General features: G+C 70.4%; 27 protein-coding genes. 17 read left to right on the forward strand and 10 right to left on the reverse strand.

Going from position 1 to position 25,714, the window contains the following annotated elements:
- The first annotated feature begins 34 nt into the window (after nucleotides 1-34).
- Nucleotides 35-229: a DUF3046 domain-containing protein gene (locus tag CA984_RS14065; protein WP_086572053.1), complete on the forward strand. Its 195-nt coding sequence runs from the start codon at nucleotides 35-37 to the stop codon at nucleotides 227-229.
- Between the two features lie 60 nt (nucleotides 230-289).
- Here the strand turns inward: CA984_RS14065 and CA984_RS14070 are convergent, their stop codons facing one another.
- Complete coding sequence (locus CA984_RS14070) at nucleotides 290-592, reverse strand: hypothetical protein (RefSeq protein WP_086572055.1); 303 nt, start codon at nucleotides 590-592, stop codon at nucleotides 290-292.
- A gap of 247 nt (nucleotides 593-839) precedes the next feature.
- Between CA984_RS14070 and recA the strand changes: the two genes are divergently transcribed.
- From recA to rny, 3 genes are all read left to right on the forward strand, one after another.
- Nucleotides 840-1,943, forward strand: coding sequence for a recombinase RecA (gene recA, locus CA984_RS14075; RefSeq protein WP_086572057.1), 1,104 nt, complete (start codon nucleotides 840-842; stop codon nucleotides 1,941-1,943).
- 13 nt (nucleotides 1,944-1,956) lie between these two features.
- Entirely contained in the window at nucleotides 1,957-2,862 is a 906-nt protein-coding gene (gene recX, locus CA984_RS14080; RefSeq protein ID WP_086572059.1) for a recombination regulator RecX, read from the forward strand.
- Nucleotides 2,863-3,297: 435 nt separating this feature from the next.
- Nucleotides 3,298-4,914 (forward strand): ribonuclease Y, encoded by a 1,617-nt coding sequence (gene rny, locus CA984_RS14085; protein WP_086572061.1) that lies wholly within the window; start codon nucleotides 3,298-3,300, stop codon nucleotides 4,912-4,914.
- A gap of 40 nt (nucleotides 4,915-4,954) precedes the next feature.
- Here the strand turns inward: rny and CA984_RS14090 are convergent, their stop codons facing one another.
- The 6 genes from CA984_RS14090 to CA984_RS14115 form a co-directional block, all read right to left on the reverse strand.
- Complete coding sequence (locus CA984_RS14090; RefSeq protein WP_086572064.1) at nucleotides 4,955-6,832, reverse strand: S9 family peptidase; 1,878 nt, start codon at nucleotides 6,830-6,832, stop codon at nucleotides 4,955-4,957.
- A gap of 175 nt (nucleotides 6,833-7,007) precedes the next feature.
- Nucleotides 7,008-7,946: an amino acid ABC transporter permease gene (locus CA984_RS14095; protein WP_086572066.1), complete on the reverse strand. Its 939-nt coding sequence runs from the start codon at nucleotides 7,944-7,946 to the stop codon at nucleotides 7,008-7,010.
- The gene (locus CA984_RS14100) at nucleotides 7,943-8,611 is read right to left on the reverse strand and encodes an amino acid ABC transporter permease (RefSeq protein ID WP_086572069.1); all 669 of its coding nucleotides are present in this window, start codon (nucleotides 8,609-8,611) and stop codon (nucleotides 7,943-7,945) included. The genes CA984_RS14095 and CA984_RS14100 overlap by 4 nt, the downstream gene beginning before the upstream one ends.
- Nucleotides 8,612-8,670: 59 nt before the next feature.
- Entirely contained in the window at nucleotides 8,671-9,480 is an 810-nt protein-coding gene (locus CA984_RS14105; RefSeq protein ID WP_086572071.1) for a glutamate ABC transporter substrate-binding protein, read from the reverse strand.
- Between the two features lie 35 nt (nucleotides 9,481-9,515).
- A complete protein-coding gene (locus tag CA984_RS14110) occupies nucleotides 9,516-10,238 on the reverse strand; it encodes an amino acid ABC transporter ATP-binding protein (protein WP_086572073.1) in 723 nt (240 codons plus the stop codon).
- A 133-nt stretch (nucleotides 10,239-10,371) separates the two neighbouring features.
- The gene (locus tag CA984_RS14115) at nucleotides 10,372-11,031 is read right to left on the reverse strand and encodes a Uma2 family endonuclease (protein ID WP_086572077.1); all 660 of its coding nucleotides are present in this window, start codon (nucleotides 11,029-11,031) and stop codon (nucleotides 10,372-10,374) included.
- Nucleotides 11,032-11,198: 167 nt separating this feature from the next.
- Between CA984_RS14115 and miaB the strand changes: the two genes are divergently transcribed.
- The 5 genes from miaB to CA984_RS14140 all read left to right on the forward strand — a co-directional run bounded on the left by miaB (nucleotide 11,199) and on the right by CA984_RS14140 (nucleotide 15,837).
- On the forward strand, nucleotides 11,199-12,695 hold the full coding sequence (gene miaB / locus CA984_RS14120; RefSeq protein ID WP_086572080.1) for a tRNA (N6-isopentenyl adenosine(37)-C2)-methylthiotransferase MiaB: 1,497 nt from the start codon (nucleotides 11,199-11,201) through the stop codon (nucleotides 12,693-12,695).
- Between the two features lie 242 nt (nucleotides 12,696-12,937).
- Nucleotides 12,938-13,609 carry a hypothetical protein gene (locus CA984_RS45480; protein ID WP_133061658.1) on the forward strand — a complete coding sequence of 224 codons (672 nt, stop codon included), beginning with the start codon at nucleotides 12,938-12,940 and terminating at the stop codon, nucleotides 13,607-13,609.
- 234 nt (nucleotides 13,610-13,843) lie between these two features.
- Complete coding sequence (locus CA984_RS14130) at nucleotides 13,844-14,521, forward strand: class III extradiol dioxygenase subunit B-like domain-containing protein (protein ID WP_086572084.1); 678 nt, start codon at nucleotides 13,844-13,846, stop codon at nucleotides 14,519-14,521.
- Between the two features lie 87 nt (nucleotides 14,522-14,608).
- Nucleotides 14,609-14,701, forward strand: coding sequence for a helix-turn-helix domain-containing protein (locus tag CA984_RS47870; RefSeq protein WP_242675942.1), 93 nt, complete (start codon nucleotides 14,609-14,611; stop codon nucleotides 14,699-14,701).
- Nucleotides 14,698-15,837 (forward strand): aminotransferase class I/II-fold pyridoxal phosphate-dependent enzyme, encoded by a 1,140-nt coding sequence (locus CA984_RS14140; RefSeq protein WP_086572086.1) that lies wholly within the window; start codon nucleotides 14,698-14,700, stop codon nucleotides 15,835-15,837. Before CA984_RS47870 ends, CA984_RS14140 begins: the two co-directional genes overlap by 4 nt.
- Here CA984_RS14140 and CA984_RS14145 read toward each other — a convergent pair.
- Complete coding sequence (locus CA984_RS14145) at nucleotides 15,783-16,757, reverse strand: ribonuclease Z (protein ID WP_086572088.1); 975 nt, start codon at nucleotides 16,755-16,757, stop codon at nucleotides 15,783-15,785. The genes CA984_RS14140 and CA984_RS14145 overlap by 55 nt on opposite strands.
- 19 nt (nucleotides 16,758-16,776) lie before the next feature.
- Here CA984_RS14145 and CA984_RS14150 point away from each other — a divergent pair, with 19 nt between their 5' ends.
- On the forward strand, nucleotides 16,777-17,292 hold the full coding sequence (locus CA984_RS14150; protein ID WP_242675940.1) for a methylated-DNA--[protein]-cysteine S-methyltransferase: 516 nt from the start codon (nucleotides 16,777-16,779) through the stop codon (nucleotides 17,290-17,292).
- 63 nt (nucleotides 17,293-17,355) lie between these two features.
- On the opposite strand, the gene CA984_RS14155 is transcribed toward CA984_RS14150, so the two are convergent.
- A complete protein-coding gene (locus CA984_RS14155) occupies nucleotides 17,356-17,736 on the reverse strand; it encodes an antitoxin (RefSeq protein ID WP_086572091.1) in 381 nt (126 codons plus the stop codon).
- A 226-nt stretch (nucleotides 17,737-17,962) separates the two neighbouring features.
- On the opposite strand from CA984_RS14155, the gene miaA reads away from it, so the two are divergent.
- From miaA to CA984_RS14185, 6 genes are all read left to right on the forward strand, one after another.
- Nucleotides 17,963-18,868, forward strand: a complete 906-nt coding sequence (gene miaA, locus CA984_RS14160) for a tRNA (adenosine(37)-N6)-dimethylallyltransferase MiaA (protein WP_086572093.1) — start codon at nucleotides 17,963-17,965, stop codon at nucleotides 18,866-18,868.
- A gap of 53 nt (nucleotides 18,869-18,921) precedes the next feature.
- The gene (gene dapF, locus CA984_RS14165; protein ID WP_086572095.1) at nucleotides 18,922-19,728 is read left to right on the forward strand and encodes a diaminopimelate epimerase; all 807 of its coding nucleotides are present in this window, start codon (nucleotides 18,922-18,924) and stop codon (nucleotides 19,726-19,728) included.
- A 61-nt stretch (nucleotides 19,729-19,789) separates the two neighbouring features.
- On the forward strand, nucleotides 19,790-22,066 hold the full coding sequence (locus CA984_RS14170; RefSeq protein ID WP_086572096.1) for a hypothetical protein: 2,277 nt from the start codon (nucleotides 19,790-19,792) through the stop codon (nucleotides 22,064-22,066).
- A 191-nt stretch (nucleotides 22,067-22,257) separates the two neighbouring features.
- Nucleotides 22,258-23,016 carry an SDR family NAD(P)-dependent oxidoreductase gene (locus CA984_RS14175; protein WP_031162924.1) on the forward strand — a complete coding sequence of 253 codons (759 nt, stop codon included), beginning with the start codon at nucleotides 22,258-22,260 and terminating at the stop codon, nucleotides 23,014-23,016.
- A gap of 124 nt (nucleotides 23,017-23,140) precedes the next feature.
- Nucleotides 23,141-23,503 carry a phosphomannose isomerase type II C-terminal cupin domain gene (locus CA984_RS14180; protein WP_037934365.1) on the forward strand — a complete coding sequence of 121 codons (363 nt, stop codon included), beginning with the start codon at nucleotides 23,141-23,143 and terminating at the stop codon, nucleotides 23,501-23,503.
- A gap of 201 nt (nucleotides 23,504-23,704) precedes the next feature.
- On the forward strand, nucleotides 23,705-24,376 hold the full coding sequence (locus CA984_RS14185; protein WP_086572099.1) for an HNH endonuclease family protein: 672 nt from the start codon (nucleotides 23,705-23,707) through the stop codon (nucleotides 24,374-24,376).
- Here the strand turns inward: CA984_RS14185 and CA984_RS14190 are convergent, their stop codons facing one another.
- Entirely contained in the window at nucleotides 24,377-24,697 is a 321-nt protein-coding gene (locus tag CA984_RS14190) for a PepSY domain-containing protein (RefSeq protein ID WP_086572101.1), read from the reverse strand.
- A gap of 130 nt (nucleotides 24,698-24,827) precedes the next feature.
- On the opposite strand from CA984_RS14190, the gene CA984_RS14195 reads away from it, so the two are divergent.
- On the forward strand, nucleotides 24,828-25,714 hold an 887-nt coding region (locus CA984_RS14195), incomplete at its 3' end, for a pirin family protein (RefSeq protein WP_086572103.1).

Consider the following 25,714-nt stretch of genomic DNA (forward strand, 5'->3'; position numbering starts at 1 on the left):
CATGAGCGCGACGGGGAGGGGCCACACTTGGAGCATGCGCCTGTCGGAGTTCTGGAACCGGATGAAACTGCACTTCGGTGACCCGTACGCGGAGTCGTGGGCCCGCGACTACGTCATCGCCGATCTCGGTGGTCGGACGGTGAACCAGGCGCTGGCCGACGGCGTCGCCGCCAAGGAGGTCTGGCGGGCCGTGTGCGGGGTGTCCGACGTCTCCGCCCGGCTGCGCTGAAGGGCGCGGGGCAAGCGGGTCGAGCGGGCTGAGCGGGCTGAGGCGTCCGGAAGGCCCGGGTCAGGGGGTGCCGTTCAGCAGTTTCCCGATCAGGTCGGCCACATGGCCGGGGTCCTCGGCGCTCTCCTGGCCGTCCGGGGACCACAGGAAGAGCCAGCCGTCCCCGGCCGGGCAGGCGAAGACGATCGTCTGCCGCCCCGTGTCCGGATGCCACACCCAGAGCACGGGGGCTCCGGCTCCGAGCATGCGGCCCGCCAGCCCCCGGCCGGGCAGCTCGGCGGTCAGGGACTCAAGGTGGGCCAGGCGTCGCCGTGCGAACGCGGTGGTCACGTCGGTCACCTCGCGGTCGTTTGCCTTCAGCATCGCCGCAGCTCAGCCCGGTGGCAACAGGTCGGGGGGAACGATCGGAAATGTCGCTCCCAGGATGGGGTCCGCCGCCTCCTGCGGCCTGCGCCGCCCCGGGAACACGTGACGCCGTTGAACCACGATCGAACAATCGTTCGGCTATATTGGACACGCCGCCACTCGTGGCGTGCTCTCCAGAAAATGTCGGTGGCACCCCGTAGCTTTCTGGCAACCGATTCAACCCGCGACCCTTCAGGGGGCTCCCATGGCGGCTAACGACCGCGAGAAGGCGCTCGAGACCGCGCTCGCTCAGATCGAGCGTCAGTTCGGCAAGGGCTCTGTCATGCGCCTCGGCGACGAGACCCGCGCGCCCATCGAAGTCATCCCGACCAGTTCCATCGCGCTCGACGTCGCGCTCGGCATCGGCGGGTTCCCGCGTGGCCGAATCGTCGAGGTCTACGGTCCGGAGTCCTCCGGTAAGACCACCGTCGCGTTGCACGCGGTGGCCAACGCCCAGCGGGCCGGCGGCATCGCGGCGTTCATCGACGCCGAGCACGCCCTCGACCCGGAGTACGCCAAGAAGCTGGGCGTCGACACCGACGCGCTGCTCGTCTCCCAGCCCGACACCGGTGAGCAGGCGCTGGAGATCGCCGACATGCTGATCCGGTCGGGCGCCGTCGACCTGCTGGTCATCGACTCGGTCGCGGCCCTGGTGCCCAAGGCCGAGATCGAGGGCGAGATGGGCGACAGCCACGTCGGCCTCCAGGCCCGCCTGATGTCCCAGGCGCTGCGCAAGGTCGCCGGCGCGCTCAACAACACCGGCACCACCGCGATCTTCATCAACCAGCTCCGTGAGAAGATCGGCGTCATGTTCGGCTCGCCCGAGACCACGACCGGTGGAAAGGCGCTGAAGTTCTACGCCTCGGTCCGTCTCGACATCCGGCGCATCGAGACGCTGAAGGACGGCACCGAGGCGGTCGGCAACCGCACCCGCGTGAAGGTCGTCAAGAACAAGATGGCCCCGCCCTTCCGCGTGGCCGACTTCGACATCCTCTACGGGGTCGGCATCTCCCGTGAGGGCGGCCTGATCGACATGGGTGTCGAGCACGGCTTCGTCCGCAAGTCCGGCGCCTGGTACACCTACGAGGGCGACCAGTTGGGGCAGGGCAAGGAGAACGCCCGCAACTTCCTGAAGAACCACCCCGACATGGCCAACGAGATCGAGAAGAAGATCAAGGAGAAGCTCGGCATCGGCCCCCGCCTCGACACTCCGGCCACCCCGCCGCCCGCAGCTCCCGCCGCCGCGCCGGTTCCCGCCACCTCCGGTCGCGGCTCCAAGGCGGCCACTCCCAAGCCGGGTGACGTCTGAACCGGATTGATCGATGACGACGGGACCTGACTCCGGTCCGGCCGACGAGGCCGGGCCGCGGGACTGGGGTGCCTGGCCGGATGTTCCGGAGGCCGGGTCCTCCGGGACGGGCAGAAGAGGGGGCCGCTCACGGCGCTCGCGCCGGGATCGGCCGGGAGCGTGGGAGACCTCCGGCCCGGGCGGGCCGGACGGCTCAGCCCCTGGCTGGGGGAGCGGCCTGGCCCCGGGCGGCGAGCCCGCTCCGGACGACGGTTTCACAGGCGAGGCGGATGACCGCCCCGTCGGGGAGACCCGAGGCCGGGGTGGCCGCGGGTCCCGACGCGGCGGGAAGCGGTCGCGAGGCGGCTCCCAGGGGATCCTGCCCGATGGGCCGGTCGACGGATCTCCGGCGAGCCGGGGGCCCGCGGCGGATCCGCAGGCCGTGGCCAGGGCGATCTGCCTGCGGCTGCTGACCATGGCTCCGCGCACCAGGGCCCAGCTCGCCGAAGCGCTGCGCAAGCGTGAGGTGCCCGAAGAGGCGGCCGAGGCCGTGCTTGAGAGGTTCTCCGAGGTCGGGCTCATCGACGACGAGGCGTTCGCCGCGGCGTGGGTGAGCTCACGTCACGCCGGGCGAGGCCTCGCCCGCAGGGCCCTCGCCTCGGAGCTACGCCACCGCGGGGTGGACGAGGACACCGTCAAGGAGGCGGTGGAGCAGCTCGACCCCGAGCAGGAGGTGGAGACGGCCCGCAGGCTCGTGGCACGTAAGCTCTCGGCGACCCGCGGTCTGGAGCCGGCCGTCAGGACCCGGAGGCTGGCCGGCATGCTCGCCCGGAAGGGGTACGGTCCCGGTCTGGCCTTCCGTGTGGTGCGTGAGGCACTTGAGGGTGAAGAGGCGGAAAGTTCCGCGTTTTCCACAGAACTGGATTACCCACACGACTAGCGAAAACACGCGCGGATGTTTTACACCGAAGGGGCCAGATGAGTGGCGTCTTGACCCAAAAGACCGGCGCCGTCACCCCCGGTAATGTCAAGGTCCCGGTGCCTTCACCCGGCTTCGGCCGAGACGACGGGTGAGAAACATCGGCCCCTCATGTTTGAACAGTCCCCAGGCTGGCTTTGCTTGCTCGTTACCTCTTTGCCGCTTAACCTCGACGGCAGTGAGGAGTTACTCCGCGCAGTGCGGATTGTCATAACGGCGAATTACGGACGTGCAAGCTTGGTGGATGCGGGCAGACGGCGTGTCGGCGGGAGTGGCCGGCGCAGCGTCGGTCCCGTGTTGATGTCTGCCCTGATGGCGCCAGCGCTTGGGCTTTCCGTGCCGTGCGTGTGACCCTCGCGTGCTTGATATTTGCGACGCGAGGAGGGCGGGGCGCGCATGGATCCGGTTGTGGTCGTCGTATTGGCGGGGGCGGTCGCGGTTCTTGCCGTGGTGACGATAGCCGCGCTGATCGTGTTGCTGCGTCGCACCGGTGGAGTCGGCGGGACGAAGGGGCCCTCCCCCGAGCAGGAGGCCGAGATCCAGGTCGCACTGGAGGAGGCCAGGCTTGAGGCCGCCGAGATCCGCACCAGGGCCCAGCATGACGCCGAAGAGGTCCTGCGCAGGTCCGAGGCCGCCGTCGACGCCGCCGCCGAGCTGCGCAAGGAGGCCGAGGCGGAGAGCCGGGGGCTGAAGTACGAGCTGAAGGAGCTCCGTTCTGACCTTGAGCGCCGGGAGAACCGGCTGGCCGAGCGGGAGCAGCGCCTCGACGAGGAGGCCAGGCGCCAGGCCGACCGGGCGCGCAAGCTCGCCGAGACGGAGACCAAGCTCGCCGGCCGTCGTGAGGATCTCGACCGGGTCGCCCAGGAGCGCAAGGCCATCCTGGAGCGGGTGTCCGGTCTCACCGGCGACCAGGCGAAGGCCGAGCTGGTCAGGGAGATCGAGAACCAGGCCAAGCGTGAGGCCGCGCTGATCGTCAGGGAGATCGAGGGCGAGGCCCGCAAGGAGGGCGAGAAGCGGGCAACCAAGATCGTCACGTTGGCGGTCCAGCGCGTCGCCACTGAGCAGACCGCCGAGTCCGTCGTCAGCGTCCTGCACCTGCCCGGCGACGAGATGAAAGGCCGCATCATCGGCCGTGAGGGCCGCAACATCCGCGCCTTCGAATCGACCACCGGGGTCAACCTGATCATCGACGACACGCCCGAGGCAGTGCTTCTGTCATGTTTCGACCCTGTCCGCCGTGAGACCGCCCGGCTGACGCTGGAGAAGCTCGTCCTCGACGGCCGCATCCACCCTCAGCGCATCGAGGAGGCGCACGAGCGCAGCAAGGCCGAGGTCCAGGAGTTGTGCGTGCGCGCCGGCGAGGACGCCCTGGTGGAGCTCGGCATCACCGAGATGCATCCCGAGCTGATCACGCTGCTCGGCCAACTCCGCTACCGCACCTCTTACGGTCAGAACGTGCTCGGCCACCTCGTGGAGTCCGCCCACATCGCCGGGATCATGGCAGCCGAGCTGCGGCTCGACTCGATGCTGCTCAAGCGCTGCACGGTCCTGCACGACATCGGCAAAGCCCTCACCCACGAGGTCGAGGGCAGCCACGCCCTGATCGGCGCCGAGATCGCCCGGCGGTACGGCGAGCACGAGGACGTCGTCCACGCGATCGAGGCCCACCACAACGAGGTCGAGGTCAAGACCGTCGAGGCCGTCCTCACCCAGGCCGCCGACGCGATCAGCGGCGGCCGTCCGGGGGCCCGGCGCGAGTCGCTGGAGGCCTACGTCAAGCGGCTGGAGCGGTTGGAGGAGATCGCCACCTCCTACGACGGCGTCGACAAGGTCTTCGCCATGCAGGCGGGCCGGGAGATCCGGGTCATGGTGAAACCCGACTCGGTCGACGACATCCAGGCCCAGGTGATCGCCCGCGACGTCGCCAAGCAGGTCGAGGAGGAGCTCACCTACCCCGGCCAGATCCGCATCACGGTCGTCCGCGAGTCCAGGGCCACCGAGTTCGCGCGCTGAGTCCGTCGTCAGCGTCCCGAGTCTGCCCGATGACGACGGCTCAGCTCCGGAAGATCTGCTGGTAGAAGGCGAGCTCGGTGGCCAGAGCCGCGCTGCGGGTCTCGGCGCGGCGGAAGCCGTGGGCCTCGCCCTCGAAGGTGAGGTAGGTGCACGGCACGCCGCGTTCGGCGAGGGCGTCGGCGAAGGCCTGAGACTGGGCGGCGGGGACCACCGGGTCGGACAGTCCCTGCAGGAGAAGCATGGGACAGCTCACCCCGGCGACCCGGCCGAGCGGCTCGCGCGAGCTGTACAGGACGGGATCCGCAGGGCCCACCAGCCACTCGATGTAGCGGGACTCGAAGTCGTGGGTGGTCGCGACGAACGAGGCGAGCGCGCTCACGCCGTAGTAGGAGACCCCGCCGGCGAACGCATCGGACGCGCAGCAGGCCGCCATGACCGTCCAGCCGCCGGCGCTCCCGCCCCGGATCGCGATCCGCTCCGGGTCGGCCAGGCCCTCGGCGGCCAGCCACTCGGCGGCGGCGACCGAGTCCTCCACGTCGACCACGCCCCACTGGCCGCGCAGCCGGTCGCGGTAGGCGCGGCCGTAGCCGGTGGAACCGCCGTAGTTGAGGTCGAGCACGCCGATGCCCCGGCTGGTGAAGAACGCCTTCTCCAGGTCGAGGGCGCCGGTGCTGCGCCCGGTGGGGCCACCGTGGACGAACACCACGTAGGGCGGGGCGCCGTCGCCCCGGGCCCGCGGGTTCGACGGCGGATGGACGAACGCGTGGACCCGGCGGCCGGAGCGGCCCTCGATCTCCACGGTCCGGGCGAGCGGCAGGTAGGCGATGTCGGGCAGCTCGTCGACGTCACGGCGGAGCTCCTCCGCCCGCCCGGTCGCGGTGTCCACGCGGACGATCGACCGGGGCGCCGTCGCGCTGTATCCGATCCCGGCCAGGACGCGCCCGTCGGACGCGAGGACCTGATCCCAGCCGTCATAGGGCACGTCCAGGTCGGTCAGCACGCCGCTGTCCGGGTCGAGGACGCCCAGCCGCATGTCTCCCCGCCCGTGCAGGACCGCGATCCGCCCGTCAGCCAGCACCTGGTACGGCGACCCGCCGAGCTGCCACAGCGGTCCGGCGAACTCCTCCTCCACCGGGTGGAGCGCCCGGCGCGAAGTGCCGTCGATGCCGATCCGGTAGAGGTTCCACCAGCCCGACCGGTCAGAGATCAGATAGAGGTGCCGGTCGTCGCGCCACTGCGGGGCGAGCACCGACTCGGAGGGCCCTCCCACGACAGTCCAGGAGGCGCCGTCGGCCAGCCGGGTGATCCGCAGCTCGGTGCCGTTCCACGGCATGCGTGGGTGGTCCCAGCAGACATAGGCCAGGTGCTCGCCACCGGGGGAGAGGGCGAGGCCGGCGTAGAAGTCGCTCCCGCTGACCCGCTCCCGCGGCACGTCCCCGCCGTCCAGCGGGACGGACACGATCGAACGGCTGATCCCGCCGTCGTGGTGCCGCTCCTGGACGCACCAGACCTGCCCGTCGTGGACGATCATGTCCGCGTAGCGGAGCCCGGACTCCCGCCCGGGTCTCGGCGTGATCGACCGGGGTTCGGCGCCGGGGGGCAGCAGGTAGAGCCGCTGGTCGGCGAGATTGGCGAACACCACGCCCCCGCCGGGAACCACCGCGTAGGACCGCCCGCCGTACTCGTGGACGCGGGTCCTGGCGCTCCACGGCGCCGACAGCAGCTCGCGGTGTGTGCCGTCGGCGTCTCGGTGCGCGATCGTGGTCCGCCCGCCCTCCGCGGGGCGGTCCTCGGTCCACCACACCTCTCCGCCGAGCACCGTCGGGAATCCCAGGCGCAGCCCGGACCTGGCCACCCCGGTGCTGGAGATCGGGGAAGGCCAGGTGGCGTACGGCAGGACGACCTGCTCGGGGGACATGGCGTAATCCTGCCCGATAACCCGCCGCCTGTCGCCGATATGGCGCCCATCCCGCGCGACATGCGGTGATTCTGTTCTCCGGAACGCCGGAGGGCGGCCACCGCGACCGGTGACCGCCCTCGGCGGAACCTGGGCAAGCCCACCGGAACCGGGGCTGCCCTCGGACAGAGCCGCGTCAGTCCACCGCGGAGATGTCGCCCGAGCCGGGCGCCACGACCGCCCCGGGCGGGACGACCGGCTGGGCCGAGGACTTGCGGCTACGGCGGCTGCGCCTCTCCAGCAAGACGGCGATGGCCCCGACGATCAGGTTGATGATGATGTAGACGATCGCGATGACGATCACTGCCGGGATGATGTTGTTGAAGTTGGACGGCAGCACGCGCGCCCCCGCGTTCAACAGGTCCTCGAACGAGACGATGAACCCCAGGGCCGTGTCCTTGAGGAGCACGACGAGCTGAGCGACGATCGCCGGCATCATGGCCGTGACCCCCTGCGGCAGCAGGATCATCCGCATGACCTGGCCCTTGCGCAGCCCGATCGCGAGCGCCGCCTCCGACTGGCCGCGCGGGATGGACAGGATGCCCGCCCGCACGATCTCCGCCAGCACCGACCCGTTGTACAGGACCAGGCCGGTCACCACCGCCATGAACGGGGTCACGGTCAGCCCGAAGACCGCGCTCCCGCCGTACATCACCGCGAAGATCATGATGAGCAGCGGGATGGCCCGGAAGAACTCGACCACCGCTCCCGCAGGGACGCGGATCCAGGCGTGGTCGGACAGCCTGCCGATGCCGAAGACGAACCCGAACGGCACCGCGATCAGCGCGGCGACCGCCGCCGCGCTGAGCGTGTTGAACAGGCCGGGCAGGATCAGGTTGATCCACACGTCGCCCCGGAGGAACGGGGTCCACAGGTCGGCGTTGAGCTGGTTCTTCTCATCCAGCTTGGTCACCATCACGTAGACGGCGAGCAGCGCGACGAGGACGACCACCACCGTGAGCACGGTGTTGCGCATCCGGGCGCGCGGGCCGGGAGCGTCGTAGAGGACGCTGACCCGATCCGGCGCGGACGCGCGTTTACGCGTCTTTCTCGGCTCCGCGGTCAATGTGCTCATCGGACCACCGCCAGGCGCTTGGACAGCCACGTGAACAGCAGTCCGGTGGGCAGAGTCAGGATCAGGAAGCCGAGCGCGAACCCGAAGAAGATCGGGACGACCGCGTCGCCGTGCGACTCGAAGAGGGTCTTCATCGTCAGGGAGGCCTCAGCCACGCCGATGGCGGCGGCGATCGTGGTGTTCTTGATCAGCGCGATCAGGACGCTGCCCAGCGGGGCGATCACCGCGCGGAGCGCCTGGGGCAGCACGATCAGCCGCAGGTTCTGGAAGAAGGTCAGGCCGATGGCGCGGGCCGCCTCTGCCTGGCCGAGCGGCACCGTGTTGATCCCGGCCCGGATCGCCTCGCAGACGAACGCCGCCGTGTAGGCCGACAGGCCGATGATGGACAGCCAGAGATAGTTCGTGGACAGGCTCGTGGAGAACGAGACGTCCAGCACCAGGCCGAGGCCCAGCCCGCAGAACACGATCACCAGCGTCAACGGGGTGTTCCGCACGATGTTCACGTACGCCGTGCCGATCCCGCGAAGGACGGGCAGCGGGCTGACGCGCATCCCGGCGAGGATCGTCCCGAGGACCAGCGCCAGGAGCCCGCTGGCGAGCGTGAGCCGTATCGTCAGCCAAAAAGCTTCCAGGATGACCGGGAATTCGTCGAAGAGTGCCTGCACTCATCCCTCCAATAGCCGTCGGCCGGGGCGTTCGCACGCCCCGGCCGATTCGTGGCCGATCAGTAACGCTCGACGGCCGGCGGGGTGGTGAAGAACTTTCCGAACTCGCCGAAGTTGGCGTCGACGGCCTTCTTCCAGCTGCCGTCCTTGAACATCTTCTCCACGGCCGCGTTGATCTTCTCGCGGGTGTCCTTGTCGTCCAGCTTCACGCCGATGCCGTACTTCTCCTCGGAGAAGGGCTTGCCGACGAGGCGGAACTTGCCGGGCGACTGGGTGGCGAACCCGGCCAGGATCGTCGCGTCGGTGGAGATCGCATCGACCTGCTTGTTCTCCAGCAGGGGCAGGCAGGCGCCGTAGCCCTGCTGCTCGGTGAGGTACTGGCCCTTCCAGGCGTCGCCGAACTTGTCGACCAGACGCTTGGGCGAGGACGACCCCTGGGCGCCGCAGACCTTCTTGTCCTTCAGGTCGTCGACACTGTTGATCGTCGTGTCGTCCGCGCGGGTCAGGATGTCCTGGCCGGTGACCAGGTACGGCCCGGCGAATCCGATCTTCTTCTTGCGGTCGTCGGTGATCGAGTAGGTCGCGATCACGATGTTGACCTGGCCCTGCTGGATGAAGGACTCGCGGTTGGCCGAGATGGCCTCCTTGAACTCAACCTTGTCGCCGGTGTAACCGAGCTCCTTGGCGACATAGTTGGCCACGTCGACGTCGAAACCCTTGAACGAACCATCCGGCTGCTTCTGTCCCAGGCCGGGCTGGTCGAACTTGATCCCGACAACGAACTTGTCACTGCCGCCGCTGCACGCGGTGAGACTCGCCGCTGCGGCCGCCATCGCGATCACCACGGCTCCAATACGACGTACACGCATCCTGCTACCTCTTCTTCTTTAAGGGGGGTGAGCCGTTAGTGCGTAAGGATCTTGGAGAGGAAGTCCTTCGCCCGGTCCGTCCGGGCGTTGGTGAAGAACTCCTCAGGGGTGTTCTCCTCGACGATCTGGCCCTCCGCCATGAACACCACCCGGTTCGCCGCGCGGCGGGCGAATCCCATCTCGTGGGTGACGACCATCATCGTCATGCCCTCCTGGGCGAGACCGATCATGACGTCGAGCACCTCCTGGACCATTTCCGGGTCCAGCGCCGAGGTCGGCTCGTCGAACAGGATCATCTTGGGATCCATGGCCAGGGCGCGGGCGATGGCCACGCGCTGCTGCTGACCTCCCGAGAGCTGCGCCGGGTACTTCGACGCCTGGGCGCCGATCCCGACCCGTTCGAGCAGCTCCATGCCCCGTCGCTCGGCCTCCGCCCTGGCGATGCCACGGACCTTGATCGGCCCGAGCGTGACGTTCTCGAGGATCGTCTTGTGCGCGAACAGGTTGAAGGACTGGAACACCATGCCGACCTCGGACCTGAGCTTGGCCAGCGTCTTGCCCTCCGCCGCGAGCGGCTGCCCGTCGAAGGTGATCGTCCCGCCGTCTATCGTCTCCAGCCGGTTGATCGCCCGGCACAAGGTCGACTTGCCGCCGCCCGAGGGGCCGATGACGACGAGGACCTCGCCTCGAGAGATCGTCAGATTGATGTCGCGCAAGACATGCAGGTTGCCGAAGTGCTTGTTGACATCCGCAAGCACAACCAGAGGAGTTGTGTCCCCGTTCTCCGTCATGGGGGACAACGTAATTCTGTAAAGGGCACCCGGGGCTAACCCTGCGGTACCGATCAGATCACGACCTGCCCGTTTCGGGTAAAATTTTGTCCAGCTTCTGTCAGATCCGGCCGAGCGCGGCCGGATCCAAGGTCAGCTTGAACGGTTCGGTGAAGTCTGCGGTCGTGCCTGCGGAGACGCGGTGAGTGAGCTGATACTCTCCGTTTTCGTCGAGCGCGTAAGTGAAGATCACGGGCAGTTCGTCGTTGCCCTGACCGCGGAACGGCCTCATCTCAATGCGCCAGAAATGCGGGATGCCCGCCTCTGCGTACTTTGCATGTTTGATGCGACGGTCGGTGGCTGTGGTGGATTTGGAGACGATCTCGACAACCAGGCGTACCCACTCGGGCTGGGCGATGTCCGCGCCCTCTTCGAACGGTGCCTTGTCGACCACCATCAGGTCGGGGATGACTCCGGGCTTGCGGTCCAGCAGCAGGCCGGTCGCGGTGACCGGCACCATCTCCTCCGGTGACAGGCTCTCCAGGAGATTCTGGAGCCGATCTCCGAGGCGCTGGTGCCGGAAGGGCGGAGCGGGGGACACGATGAGGCTCCCGTCGATGAGCTCGTAACGGCTGCCGTCGTCGCGCGAGTTGAGCTCGAACCACTCATCGACGCTGAGCTCGCCCGGGGTGGCCCAGAAGCTCGCCGGCTTCGGCGCCGCCTTCTTGTGCGGCTTCTTGGCCTTCACGGGCGCCTCCGAGGTCTGCACGAGCATCGCCATCGCGGCTCACCACTCTCAGCTGTCGGTCGGATCTCATTCTCGCACGCGGCTTTGGAACCCCAGATTAGCGACGCCGTCAGCTCAGCGTGACGGTTTCATTACCTACGGTGGGCCGGGTGTGGGCCGTGTCCGAAGGCCGCGCGGAGCGCCTACCCTTGTCTGTTGAGATGACTGTCACCGTGGAGAGCGCCCGCACGTACGAGGTACGTACCTACGGGTGCCAGATGAACGTGCACGACTCCGAGCGCCTGTCGGGCCTTCTCGAAGACGCGGGCTACGTCCCCGCGCCCGAGGGGGAGACGGCCGACGTGGTCGTGTTCAACACCTGCGCCGTGCGGGAGAACGCCGACAACAAGCTCTACGGCAATCTCGGGCACCTGCGCCCCTCGAAGGTGGGCAACCCCGGTATGCAGATCGCCGTGGGAGGCTGCCTGGCGCAGAAGGACCAGGGGGAGATCGTCCGCAGGGCGCCCTGGGTGGACGTGGTGTTCGGCACCCACAACATCGGCTCGCTGCCGGTGCTGCTGGAGCGGGCACGCGTCCAGCAGGAGGCCCAGGTCGAGATCAAGGAATCCCTGGAGACCTTCCCGAGCACGCTGCCGACCAAGCGCGAGTCCGCCTACGCCGCGTGGGTGTCGGTCTCCGTCGGGTGCAACAACACCTGCACGTTCTGCATCGTGCCGGCGCTGCGCGGCAAGGAGAAGGACCGCCGCCCCGGCGACATCCTGAACGAGGTGCGGACCCTGGTCGACCAGGGCGTGCTGGAGATCACCCTGCTCGGGCAGAACGTCAACACCTACGGGGTGGAGTTCGGCGACCGGCTCGCCTTCGGCAAGCTGCTGCGGGCCTGCGGCGACATCGACGGGCTGGAGCGGGTCCGCTTCACCAGCCCGCACCCGGCCGCGTTCACCGACGACGTCATCGCGGCCATGGCCGAGACGCCCAACGTGATGCACCAGCTCCACATGCCGCTGCAGTCCGGCTCCGACCGGATCCTCAAGGCGATGCGCCGCTCCTACCGGGCCGAGCGCTACCTGGGCATCATCGAGCGAGTCCGCGCGGCCATGCCCGACGCCGCCATCTCCACCGACATCATCGTGGGCTTCCCCGGCGAGACCGAGGAGGACTTCCAGGGCACGCTGGACGTGGTGCGCGAGTCGCGGTTCGCCAACGCCTTCACGTTCCAGTACTCCATCCGTCCCGGCACCCCCGCCGCCACCATGGACGACCAGATCCCCAAGGAGGTCGTGCAGGAGCGCTACGAGCGGCTCGTCGCCCTGCAGACCGAGATCTCCTGGGCGGAGAACAAGAGGCAGGTCGGGCGGACGCTCGAGGTGCTGGTGGCCGAGGGCGAGGGGCGCAAGGACGAGGCGACCCGCCGCCTGTCGGGCCGCGCCGCCGACAACCGGCTGGTCCACTTCGCTCCAGGCGGGGAGACCCCGCGTCCCGGTGACATGGTCGCCGTCGAGGTGACCTACGCGGCCCCGCACCACCTGGTGGCCGACGGCCCGGCGCTGAAGCTCCGCCGCACCCGCGCGGGCGACGCCTGGCAGGCCCGCCAGGCCGCCCCGCCGGCCGCCGGCCCCGGAGTCATGCTCGGCATGCCCTCGATCGGCCGTCCCGCTCCGCTCCCCGAGGCCTCCGGCTGCTCCGTCCCCTCCTGAGGTCCGGTGGCGTGGGCTGAGATCCCGGGTGGCTCCGTGCTGTGAGCGATTCGGCGGGCCATGCCGGGAGTGATTCCGGGTGGTCTCGTCCGAGACGGGCCCAGGCCCGTTCGCCGCTCCCGGAACCGGGGGGCAGGGATGTGCCGGCACGCCGAAAACCCCTGTGGGAGCGGCGATCCGGGCGCCGGGGCCGTTCCCGCCAGGGCATATGCGTACGGTGGCGGAGCAGAGACTCTCAAGCGATGACATTTCGTGATCTGTCTGTTGTTGCTGTGCAAGCACTTCCTTGCTGTGACTACTGTGGTTCCGCACCCTCGGAAGCCGTGGAGGTTTCCCCCCGAGAACCGCAGGGAGTTTTTCTCATGCACGTCCCTCAATCTCCGACCGGTCGCGGAGAGCCGGAAATCCTCACCGGCCCCGCCGATAGGCCGAATCCCCGCAGGAAAAACAGGAAAAGCAGGAGAAACGGCCCGGCCATAGCCGCTTTCTCCGTCCTCGCCGCCGCCCTGCTGGGCGGAGGCGCTCTCCTCGCCGTCACGAACGGCGGTGCGGACGGACCCGGCGCCGCGCAGGTGTCGCAGTCACCAAAGGACGCCCAGGACGCCTCGCAGGATCCCGGGTCGGGCGAGGGCGTCAAACAAGGCGAGAAACAGGAGCCCGGTCAGGAGCCGGACGTCGCGTCCGGTCAGCAGGACGCGACGTCCGGCGGAGGCCCCGGCACGGGCACCCGCGCCGATGCCGGCGCGGGCAAGGCGTCCGAGAGCGACGCGGGCAGTTCCGGAGCCGACAAACCGATGGCCGACGAGCCGGCCAAGGAGCGGCAGAGCGGTCCGCGGCAGCCGGACGAAGGTCAGACCGACCCCCGCAGTGACGGTGCCACCGGATACGTGGCTCCGCGGGGGCCTGGAAAGTAACGATCCCCACCTCGGCCGTACATCCCGGTCCGTGAGGCGCCGGTGTCCGCGACACGGGACACGGTGACTCCCCTCAACGGTCCATGGGGCGGGTCGGTCGAGGGCCGGACAGAGGCGCGGGGCACGGGTGAACCTCTCACCGTGCCCCGCGTCGCCGTCCGGGCGGTCTCCTCGCCGCGGAACGGCGGGGGACCGGCGGAGTGCGGCCCCGCCGGGCTGGATTAGTCTGGCGAGGTGCTTGTCGCCGCGGCTGTGTGCCCGCACCCACCCCTGCTGGTCCCCGAGCTGGCCGGTGCCGCGGCTGCGGAGCTCGACGAGCTCCGCGCGGCATGCGCGGCGGCGGTCGGGCTGTTGCGCGATGCCGTCCCCGACGCGATCGTCGTGGTGGGCGGCGCCGACCGGGCCGTCACCTACGGCGCGGACGCCTCCGGAAGCCTGGCGCCCTGGGGCCCCGATGTCAGGACGGGGCAGGGAGAGCCGGTCCTGCCACTGTCCCTGTCGATCGGCCGGTGGCTTCTCGAAAGGGAGCACATGACCGCCTCGGGATTTCATTCGATCTCCTTCGACGCGGCTCCGGCGGAGTGCGCGGCCCTCGGCGAGCGGCTGGCGGCGACGGCCGGACGCGTGGCGATGCTCGTCATGGCCGACGGGTCCGCCTGCCTCACCGAGAAGTCCCCGGGATACCTCGATCTCCGTGCGCGGCCGTACAACACCGCGATCGTCGGGGCGCTCGGCCGGGCCGAGGCTCCGGCGCTCGCGGAGCTCGACCCCGGTGAGGCCGCCGGGCTGTGGTTCGCCGGACGTGCCGCCCTGCAGGTCCTCGGCGGGGCGGCGGGCTCCCTGAACGGGGAGATCCTCTACGACGACGCCCCCTACGGCGTCGGCTATTTCGTCGCCCGCTGGACGGAGTGATTCCGGCCGGTAGCCGGCTACGCGTCCTCCCGCGAGGAGGACCGCCCCGCCGTACCGGCCGAGCTCGACCGGCTCGGCGTGTTCGGCGTGCGGCGGGCCGTGCCGGTGGTGGCCAGAGCCTTGCGGGTGTCCCGCTCGACCGTGTACACCCTGCTGTCCGACCTCAGGAGCACGCCATGACCTTCCTGCCCGACTTCAGGCTCGAGACCTACTTCTCCCGCTGGGAGTTCACCGCCCGTCACCACCTGACCGCCTCCGACGCGGAGACCATGTCGATGGCGGAGCTGCTCGCGCTCGCCGACGACGAGGACCGCCGGGCCTGGGCGGATCTGCGGCTCGGCTACACCGAGACCTTCGGCGACCCGGGCCTGCGGGAGGCGATCGCGGCCACCTACACCGACGTGCTCCCCGCGGACGTGCTGTGCTTCGCCGGCGCGGAGGAGGGCATCTACCTGGCGATGCGCGTCCTGCTCGGCCCCGGCGACCACGCCGTCGTGGTCACGCCGAACTACCAGTCGGCCGAGACGGTCCCGCTGTCGCTGTGCGAGGTCACCGGGGTGGCGCTCGACGCCGGACGGGACTTCGCCCTCGACGTCGGGGCGATCGAGGCGGCGCTGCGGCCCGACACCCGGGTGGTCTCGGTGAACTTTCCCAACAACCCGACGGGCAAGCTGATCCCGGCGGCCGACCTGCGGCGCCTGGCGGAGCTGTGCGACGAGCGGGGGATCCACCTGTTCAGCGACGAGGTCTACCGAGGGCTGGAGCTTGACCCCGCGCGCACCCTGCCGCAGGCCGCCGACCTGTCTCCCCGGGCGCTGTCGCTCAACGTGGTCTCCAAGGCCTACGGCCTGCCCGGCCTGCGGGTCGGCTGGATCGCCTGCCGCGACCCCGAGCTGCTGGCCAGGCTGGAGCGGGCCAAGCACTACACCTCCATATGCAACGCGGCGCCCAGCGAGATCCTCGCCAGGATCGCGGTGAAGTCCCGGGAGGTGATCCTCGCCCGCAACCGCGGGATCATCGCCGCGAACCTGCCGCTCTTCGACGCCTTCTTCGCCGAGTTCCCGGATCTCTTCGCGTGGGCGCCGCCCGAGGGCGGCTGCGTCTGCTTCCCCCGTTATCTGGGCCCCGGTTCCGTGGACGCCTTCTGCGAGAGCCTGGTGGAGGAGGCCGGCGTGCTGCTGCTGCCCGGGGGCCTCTACCGCTCCGAGCTCACCGGCGTCCCCACCGACCGGTTCCGCCTGGGGGTGGGCCGGCGCGGGGCTCAGGAGGCGCTCGACGCCTTCGCCACGTGGCTGCGCGCCCGCCGGTCCGGGTGATCCCGGCGGGGGACGGGGACGCGCATCAGGTCGTGGGCCAGGACGACGTCGCCGTCGAAGGACCGGCGGGCCTCTTCGAGGAAACGGGGTCCGTCCTCGGCGTCGTAGCGTTCGGACAGGTGGGTCAGGACCAGGCTGCGGACGCCGGACTCGGCGGCGACCCGGCCCGCCTGGGCGGCGGTCAGATGGCCGTACCGCGAGGCGAGCGGCTCCTCCCCGGACAGGAACGTGGACTCGATCACCAGCAGGTCCACGCCCTCGGCGAGGGCGAACACCCCCTCGCACAGCCGGGTGTCCATGATGAACGCCGCGCTCTGGCCGGGGCGGGGGCCGCTGCAGTCCGCCAGTCGCACGACGGACCCGTCCGGGGCGGTCACCGTGCCGGTGCGCTGCAGCTCGCCGATCGACGGGCCGCGGACGCCCCGCTCGGCGAGGAGGGAGGGGATCATCCGCCGGCCGTCCGGCTCGTCGAGGCGGTAGCCGTAGGATTCGACGGGATGGGAGAGCGGGCGCGCGGTGAGGGTCACCGGGCCCGCCTCGAAGGTCGTGACCGGGCCGGAGACGGGACGTTCGGTGATCACCGAGGTGTCGGCGAAGGCGCTGGCGTGGCGCAGGCGGCGCCAGTAGGTCTCACCGGTCGCGGGATAGGCCGCCTGGACCTCGTGGGCGACGCCGTCCCTGGCGATGCGCTGGACGATTCCGGGGACCCCCAGGCAGTGGTCGCCGTGGAAGTGGGTCACGCAGATCCAGGTGATGTCGTGGGCGCCGACGCCCGCGTGGAGCATCTGGCGCTGGGTGCCCTCACCTGGGTCGAAGAGGAAGCCCTGACCGTCCCATCGCAGGAGATATCCGTTGTGGTTACGGTGACGGGTGGGCACCGCGCTGGAGGTGCCGAGGACGACGAGTTCGCGAAGGGACACAGTCCACATGGTAGGAACCGTGGCGTTCGGGAGTGTTCCGACACCGCTGGGGGACATGCTCGCCGCGGTCACCGAGACAGGTGTGGCGGGGGTCGGCTGGAGCGGCAGGGAGCGGCTCAGGGCCCGCTTCCTGGAGGGGCTCGGCCTGGCGGAGGTGGACGATCCCGGCCGGACGGCCCCGGTGCTCGGTGAGCTCGCCGACTACTACGCGGGCAGGCTGCGGGTCTTCGGCGTCCCGGTGGACTGGAGTCTCACCTCCCCCGTGCAGCGCAAGGTGCTCGGCACGCTGTACGAGACGGTGGCCTACGGCAAGGCCGTGACCTACGGCGAGCTGGCCGCGCGGAGCGGGACGGGCGTCCCCGCGCGGGCTATCGGTTCGATCATGGGGGCCAACCCCGTCCCCATCATCGTCCCCTGTCACCGGGTGGTGGCCGGGAACGGGCTGGGCGGGTTCAGCGGGGGAGAGGGCGTGGAGTCCAAGCGATGGCTGCTGACCATGGAGGGCTACCTGCAGCCGACGCTCGACTGGGACTGAGCGGGACGCGCGGGAACCGCCCGGGGACTTTGCCGGGCGGGCCGCGATGAAGATGACGCCGCTCTAGCCGGCGTACGGAGGCCGGTCGGTCTCGTCGGAGCTCCGAGGCGCCTGCGGTTCCTGTGGTGTCGGTGTCGCACCGGGGGCCTGGGACGAGGGGCCCGTCTCGGGCTCGGTCTCGCCCAGGGGCCGGGATGTGCCGGCCTCGCCGGGATTCCGGGGCGTGGCGGTCTCGCCAGGGACCGGGGACGTGCCGGTCTGGCCATCGATCATGTCCGCCCGCCGCCTGGCCTGTTCGGCCCCGGCGTCGATGTACTGGTCGTACTGGCCACCTGTCTTTTCCTTGGCCATCTGTGCTGCCTTGTCGATGCCCTGGTTGGCGAGCTCCTCAGCCTTGGTGCTGTGCTCGCCGAGCATGCTCCTGACCTTGTCGAAGATCGACATGGGTGAATCCCCCGATGCACGTCATGCCACTTTGTACGGGCCGTAGCACCATTTCTATCCTTGTTTGGGAATATCCGATTTTCGGTCTAGAGAAACGACAATCTTTGTCAAAAGGATGTCTCTTCAGGCCGCCCGTCCCGGGAGCCACCCGCCTCCCGGGGACCCGGGCCAGGTGCGGCCGGGGCACCGTCACCCGGCATCCCCGCTCAGTTGGCACACTTGTCCCGTGCGCCAACTACCAGTCATCGCCGTCATCGGGCCCACGGCGGCCGGAAAGTCCGATCTCGCCGTGGATCTCGCCCTCGAACTGGGGGGCGAGGTCGTGAACACCGACTCCATGCAGCTCTATCGGGGAATGGACATCGGAACGGCCAAGCTGTCCCCGGCCGAACGGCGTGGGGTCCCGCACCATCTGCTCGACATCTGGGACGTGACCAAGACCGCGAGCGTGGCCGAGTACCAGGCGCTGGCCCGGCCGCTGATCGACGACATGCGGGCGAGGGGCGTCGTGCCGATCCTGGTGGGCGGGTCCGGGCTCTACGTGCGGGCCGCCCTCGACGACCTGGAATTCCCCGGCACCGACCCGGAGATCCGCGCGCGGCTGGAGGCGGAGCTGGAGCGCACGGGCCCGGCACCGCTGTACGAACGCCTCCGTGAGCGCGACCCCAGGGCCGCCGAGGCCATCCTGCCCGGCAACGGCCGCAGGATCGTCCGCGCGCTGGAGGTCGTCGAGTTCTCCGGACGGCCGTTCTCGGCCACGATGCCGTCCTACGACGCCGTCTACGACAGCGTGCACCTGGGCGTGGAGGTGCCGAGGGAGATCCTGGACGGGCGGGTCGCGGCCCGGGTGGAGCGGATGTGGGAGGCCGGGCTGGTGGACGAGGTCCGGCGGCTCGCCGCGCGGGGACTCGCCGACGGCCGTACGGCCAGCCGCGCGCTCGGCTACGCCCAGGTGCTGCGCTTCCTCGACGGCGAGTGGACCGAGGAGCAGGCGATGGAGGAGACGATCCGCGCGACGCGCAGGTTCGTCCGCCGCCAGGAGTCGTGGTTCCGCCGCGACCCACGGGTGGTCTGGCTCCCCCAGCAGGCTCCGGACCTTCTCGGCCGGGCGCTCGCGCGGGTGCGCGGCTGATCCCGCCGGACCGCCGGGAAGGGGCTCCCGACCGGCGCGACTAGAGTCGGAACATGCGATTCGTAAAGGGACACGGTACCGAGAACGACTTCGTCATCCTTCCCGATCCCGACGGTGAGCTGGAGCTGTCCGCCGCGCTCGTGGCGGCGGTGTGCGACCGGCGTGCCGGGATCGGCGCCGACGGCGTGCTGCGCGTGATGCGGACCAAGCTCAGCCCCGAGGTCGCCGACCAGGCGGGCGAGGCCGAGTGGTTCATGGACTACCGCAACGCCGACGGCGGCGCCGCCGAGATGTGCGGCAACGGGGTGCGGGTCTTCGCCCGCTACCTGGTCGACGCGGGGCTGGCGCACGCGGGCGAGTTCGGCGTGGCCACCCGGGGGGGAGTCAGGCGCGTACGGCTCGCCGAGACCGGCGACGTGACCGTGGACATGGGCGCGCCCCGGCTGCTGGGCCGCAGCCACACGACCGTGGCCGGCCAGGAGTACGAAGGACTCCGCGTCGACATGGGCAACCCCCACCTGGCCTGCGTCATCGGCGACCCGGTGGCCCAGCTCGACCTGGGCTACCAGCCCGGGTTCGACACCGAGGTGTTCCCGAGCGGGGTGAACATCGAACTGCTCAACCCGGTGGGGCCGCGCCGGGTCGTGATGCGGGTCTTCGAGCGGGGTTCGGGTGAGACACGCTCCTGCGGCACCGGCGCGGTCGCCTCCGCCGTGGCGGCCGCCCACCTGGCGGGGGAGACCACCGGCACCTGGGCGGTCGAGGTCCTGGGCGGCACCGTCACCGTCACCCTCGACGAGCGCACCAGCTACCTGGCGGGTCCCGCGGTCCTGGTCGCCTCGGGCGATCTCACCCTGTGAGGGCACTCGCGTGAGCCAAGTCGTTTGGGGCATGCTCGCCGACCTGGCAGACTGACGTCTCATGGACGTGGACATCTGGGCCTGGGTCGGCGACACCCAGCGGCAACTGCACGAAGACGGGCACACCGGTCTGGCCATGGCGATCGGAGATGTGCCCGCGCAGGCGCTGGAAGGCCGATACTCGCAGCTCGACGTGCTCGCGCCGGCCATCGCGCAGCAGGCGGAGAACCTGGAGCTGCCCTGGCTTGAGTTCTACGCCCGTTACTGGCACCTGATCGGCCGCGTCGGCGACCGCGCCCAGGGCGCGGTCGCGATGGCCGACGCGGAGACGCTCGTCGAGTTCGCCGGCCGCGAGGACGTCCGCGAGTGCCCGGCCGCCCCCGGTGCCGTGGCCGCGCTGGCCATCGCGCGGGCCAACACCGACGGCCCCGGCTACGCGGCCGAGCGGCTGGCGGCTCTGGACGCCGTCGAGGTCGGGCCCGACTCGCTGGCCTTCTCCGCCATCGCCGAGCAGTATGTCGCGGCCCTGGTGGACGCCGGCCGCGTCGAGGAGGCGATCACCCATGCCGAGTCCGCCGTGGCGAGGCTGGGCGACGCCGGCCGTGAGGCGAGCTGGGAGCTGGGGGCCGCCTCGGCCCGCGCCCTCCTCGCCGCCGGCCGCGCGGAGGACGCGCTGACCGCGCTGGACGCCGCGTCCGGGTTCAAGCCCGACGACCCGGTGGCCAAGGCCCACCGCGAGGGCGTGCTGCGCGCGCTCGTGCTCGCCACCCTGGACCGGGTGCCGGAGTCCGTCGACGCCCTGCCCGACCTCGACGTGGTCGGCGAGCACCCGCGTGACTGGGTCGAGTGGGCGCACGCCATCCGCAAGCTCGCCGGATCCGCGCAGATCACCAACAGCTGGCAGCTCGGCCGGGTGCTCAAGCAGTGGATCGACTACTTCGCCATGATGGGCGGCTACCGTCCCCGGGTCGAGCTCGCGCTCATCGCCGGTGACCTGGCGGTTGCCCGCCAGGGGGTGTGGCAGGCCCGCCTGCTGGCCGACATCGCCGAATCCGCCGCGGGGGAGCTCAAGAGCCCCGGCGACGTCGCCGAGCGGATCGCCGCGCTGCGCGCCGCCATCGACGGGACCACCCCGAAGGAGGCCCCCGGTCCCCAGGACGAGCTGGTCGGCTACTTCGACGCCGCCGACGGCTTCAACGCCGACCCGGAGCGCTGGGTGGGCTGGCTGACCCCGCTGTCCGGGCATGACCTGGAGGCCACCCGGCGCCACACCACCACGCTGGGCTTCCTCGGCTACCCCGCCAGGGGCGCCGACATCTACTGGACCATGCTGGTCGAGTCCGGCGACATCGAGACCGCCGACCCGCAGGACGTCTCCTACCTCACCGGCCTGCTGATCGAGGCCCGCCAGGACGAGCGCCTGGAGCAGATGGCCGAGCGGCTCCCCGCCGCCCAGCGCCACCTGGCCCTGGGCCGGCTGCACCGCGCGCGGGAGCGCTGGGAGCAGGCCGCGGCCGAGGGTGAGGCGGCGGTCGCCGCCGGTGCGGGCATCGAGGCGAGCCGCCTGTGGTCGGCCGCCGTGCAGCAGACCGGTGACAACGCCAAGGGCGCCGGGATCCTGCGGGACCTCCTCGACTCCGAGGAGATCGAGCCCGAGGACGTCTGGCGGATGATCACCATGGCGACGGCCGCCGAGGACTGGGACACCGTCCGCGCGGGCGCTGCCAAGATCGGCATGCCGCTGCAGTCGACCGAGGGGCCGGTCGAGGAGGAGATGGGCCTGGTGCGCATCATCCTGCCCGCCCCCGACGGCAGCCAGCGCGCGGTCATCAGCCTGCGCACCGGCCCCGCGACGGCCCGCCTGGCCATCCCGCAGCCTCCCGGCATGGACTACAACGCCGGAGACCTGGTCGTCTTCGACCCGCAGCTGCTGGAGCCGATCCCGGAGAAGGCGGAGGACCAGGAGGGCTTCATCCCGCCGTTCGCCGCGGTCAGCATGCTCCGGCCGGGTGGCTACACGAGCTGGTTCTTCGACGGCGCGGCCCCCAGCGAGGCCGACTGGACCGAGTTCAACGAGGTCATGGCCGAGCGCGGCTGGCCGATGTGGGTCTACAGCGACGAGAACTACACCGTGACCCACCCGACCTCGGGCGAGCGGCTGCCCGGCGTGTTCGGCTGGGTCGCGGTCCCGCCGGACGTCACGCCGGTCGAGGTGGACGCCCTGCTCGACGACGCCACCGAGCGCTGGGTGCACCCGCTGGCCTGGCTCGACCTGGCCAAGACCGTCGACGTCGAGGTGGAGCGGCACGAGCGCATCACCAAGGAGTACGGCCTGTAGGCACGGTCCCGTCAGGCCCCGTGCGCCGGTAGGACCGTGGCGGGCGTCCTGACCCCGTCCTCGGACCCGCCGCACCGCCCGTGGGGAAGCCCCCTCACGGGCGGTGTGCTTTCCACCTCTAGAATCTCGTTCTGCATCTTCGGCGGCAAAGGTTCCGCCCGGAGGGTTCCGTGCACAAGAGGAGGATCCGGATGCTGGACCGATTCCGGCTGGACGGCAAGGTCGCGATCGTCACCGGAGCATCCTCGGGGCTCGGTGTCGCCTTCGCCCGGGGCCTGGCCGAGGCGGGCGCCGACATCGTCATCGGCGCGCGCCGCAAGGACCGCCTTGAGCGGACCCGCGCCCTGGTCGAGGAGACCGGCAGGCGGTGTGTGGCCGTGGCGACCGACGTGACCAGTCCGGAGGACTGCCAGGCGCTGGTCGAGGCGGCGGTCGCCGAGCTGGGCGCGGTGGACATCCTGATCAACAACGCCGGCGTCGGTACGGCCGTGCCCGCGCTCAAGGAGACGCCCGAGCAGTTCCGGCAGGTCGTGGAGATCAACCTGCACGGCACCTACTGGATGGCGCAGGCCTGCGCCCGGGTCATGAGGCCCGGCTCCTCGATCGTCAACATCGGCAGCATCCTGGGGGAGACCACCGCGGGACTGCCGCAGGCCGCCTACAGCGCCTCCAAGGCGGCCGTCGTCGGGCTCACCCGCGACCTGGCCCAGCAGTGGACCGGCCGGCGCGGCATCCGGGTCAACTGCGTCGAGCCCGGCTTCTTCGCCTCGGAGATGACCGAGCAGTACGCCGAGGGATACATGGCGTGGCAGCTCGAACACCGCGTTCTGATGAAGCGTCCGGGCGATCCGGCCGAGCTGGTCGCGGCGGCGATCTTCCTTGCCTCCGACGCCGGTTCCTACGTGACCGGGGCCGTGATCCCGGTGGACGGTGGAATCCTCATCACCTGAGGTCGCCCGTATGCCGCGGGTAATCGTATTACCCCAGTTAAACGTCCGGTTTCGTGGAACACGTGTATCCGTTACGCATGAGTGCGAGAGTTCCTGTCACTTAATGGAAGCGGGTGGAGGCATCTTGCTGGAGATCGACAGACTCGGCGCGGTTGTCCGCGACGAGCGCCCCTGGGGTGGGTTCGAGCGTTACACGCTCAACGAGCCGTCCACCGTGAAGATCATCGAGGTGGCGCCCGGCCAGCGGCTCAGCCTGCAGAGGCACGAGCATCGGGACGAGCTGTGGGTCGCCCTCGACCCCGGCGCGGTGTTCGAGATCGACGGTGAGCGGATCGAGCCCTCGGTCGGCGACCGCGTGCTCATCCGGGCGGGCCAGACCCACCGCCTCAGCTCCGCGGGGCGGGCGACCCGGATCCTGGAGATCGCCTTCGGCCACTTCGACGAGGACGACATCGAGCGTCTCGAAGACTCCTACGGGCGCGTCTGAGCTCGCGTATCCCCCCACCGCGCGCGCTCCGAGGTTCCCCGCGGCGTCCGGCGGGCCGGGCCGGTCGGCGGCCACCGTGGTCCGCGGGCCGGCCGTACCGCAGCCGGCTCCGACTCGGCGTCCGGCCACCGGTTCCGCGAACTCATCGCTGTATGAGGTAATTTGCCACTTCATGGGTAGTGGATGCGCGTGAGAGGTGGCATGGTGCGATCGGCACTGGGACGAGGTGCGGTCGTCGCGACGATCGCGTTCACATTGGCGGGTTGCGGCCTCGCGGGGCAGGGGACCGGAGACCAGTCCGCCGGCAGCGGGAAGTCCTCTGCCGCGGCACTCAAGGACCTGAACAAGCTGCAGGTCAAGGGCCGTGCTCCGATGACCGGCTACGACCGGGACAAGTTCGGTCCCGCGTGGTCGGACGTCGACCACAACGGCTGCGACACCCGCAACGACATCCTCAAGCGCGACCTCAAGGACGAGACGTTCAAACAGGGCACCCATGACTGCATCGTGCTGACCGGGATCCTCGACGACCCCTACAGCGGCAAGACCATCAAGTTCGAGCGCGGCCAGAAGACCAGCATGGACGTGCAGATCGACCACGTGGTCGCCCTCGCCGACGCGTGGCAGAAGGGCGCCCAGCAGTGGCCGGTCAGCAAGCGCAAGGAGCTGGCCAACGACCCGCTGAACCTGCTGGCCGCCGACGGCCCGCTCAACAGCCAGAAGGGCGCCGGTGACGCGGCGACCTGGTTGCCGCCGCGCCGCGCCTACCGGTGCACCTATGTCTCCCGCCAGATCGATGTCAAGATCAAATACGACCTGTGGGTGACGTCCGCGGAGAAGGACGCCATGCAGGCCGTGTTGAACTCCTGCTGATCATCCATCGCTGCCCCGCTTGAACTTGACGATCGTGCCGGACTCGGCCGAGACGTGGATGTCGTACTCCCAGCCGTCCTTGCGTACCTCGACCTTCCAGATGGCGTAGCCGTGCTCGCACTCACGCTCGATCTTGGTCACCCGCCCGCCCGAGACGCGGCTCCTGGCGATCTGGGCGGCCTTCTGATAGGGGATCTCCGACGCGGCAGTGGCGGGGGAGAGGGCGGCCGCCCGGTCGGCGGCGAGGGCGATGCCGCCCCCGCCGGCCAGGAGGGCAGCGGTTCCGATGGTCACGACGGCGGTTCCGATGATCTGTTTCATGCATCCAGAGTTCCCGCGATCAAGGTGGGGCCAGGCCAAGCCTCCGCTAAAACAGCGTCATGCCTCCGCAGGCGTGGGAACCGGGCCGGGGGCGGACGCCCCGGCCCGCCGCCGGCCGTACAGTCGGGGGGTGAGCAACCTGGAGACAGCCCCGCAGGAGATCCGGTGCGCCGCGGCCGCCGCGGCGGAGCCGGTCGTCGAGCGGCTGACCGGTCACGCGGTGGCGCTGGGCGGGCCGCGCGCGATGACGGTCACCCGCACGCTGCCCAACCGGGGGCGGCGGATGGTCGGCGCGTGGTGCTTCGTCGACGACTACGGCCCCGAGGTGGCCGCCATGCGCGTGCCGCCGCATCCGCACGCCGGGCTGCAGACGGTCACCTGGCTGGTCTCGGGTGAGGTGCTGCACCGCGACAGCCTCGGCAGCCTGCAGGAGGTACGGCCGGGCCGCCTCAACCTGATGACGGCCGGGCGTGGCATCTCCCATTCGGAGGAGTCAGCCGAGGCGCCGCTGCACGGCGTGCAGCTCTGGGTGGCCCTGCCCGACGAGGCCAGGCACGTGGCCCCGCATTTCGAGCACCACGCCGACCTGCCGGTCCTGACCGAGGGCGGCGCGCGGGTCACCGTGATCATGGGCTCGCTGGGCGGAGCCACCTCTCCGGCCCGCGCCTACACGCCGCTGCTCGGCGCGGAGATCGTGATCTCCGGCAGTGCCGCCCTGCCGGTGGAGCCGGATTTCGAGCACGCGGTCCTCCTGCTGTCCGGTGACGTCGAGGTGGCCGGTGCGCGGCTGGAGCGCGGGACGCTGCTCTACCTCGGCTGCGGCCGGCCCGATCTCCGGATGAGCGGGCAGGGCCGCTTCCTGCTGCTCGGCGGCGAACCGTTCGACGAGGAGATCGTGATGTGGTGGAACTTCATCGGCCGCAGCCACGACGAGATCGCCGCCTTCCGGCAGGGATGGGCGGAAGGCGAGGACTTCGGCACCGTCCAGGGTTTCGACGGCGCCCCTCTCCCCGCCCC

Origin of the sequence: Streptosporangium minutum (genome assembly GCF_002149035.1) — a bacterium.
Classification (GTDB): domain Bacteria; phylum Actinomycetota; class Actinomycetes; order Streptosporangiales; family Streptosporangiaceae; genus Streptosporangium; species Streptosporangium minutum.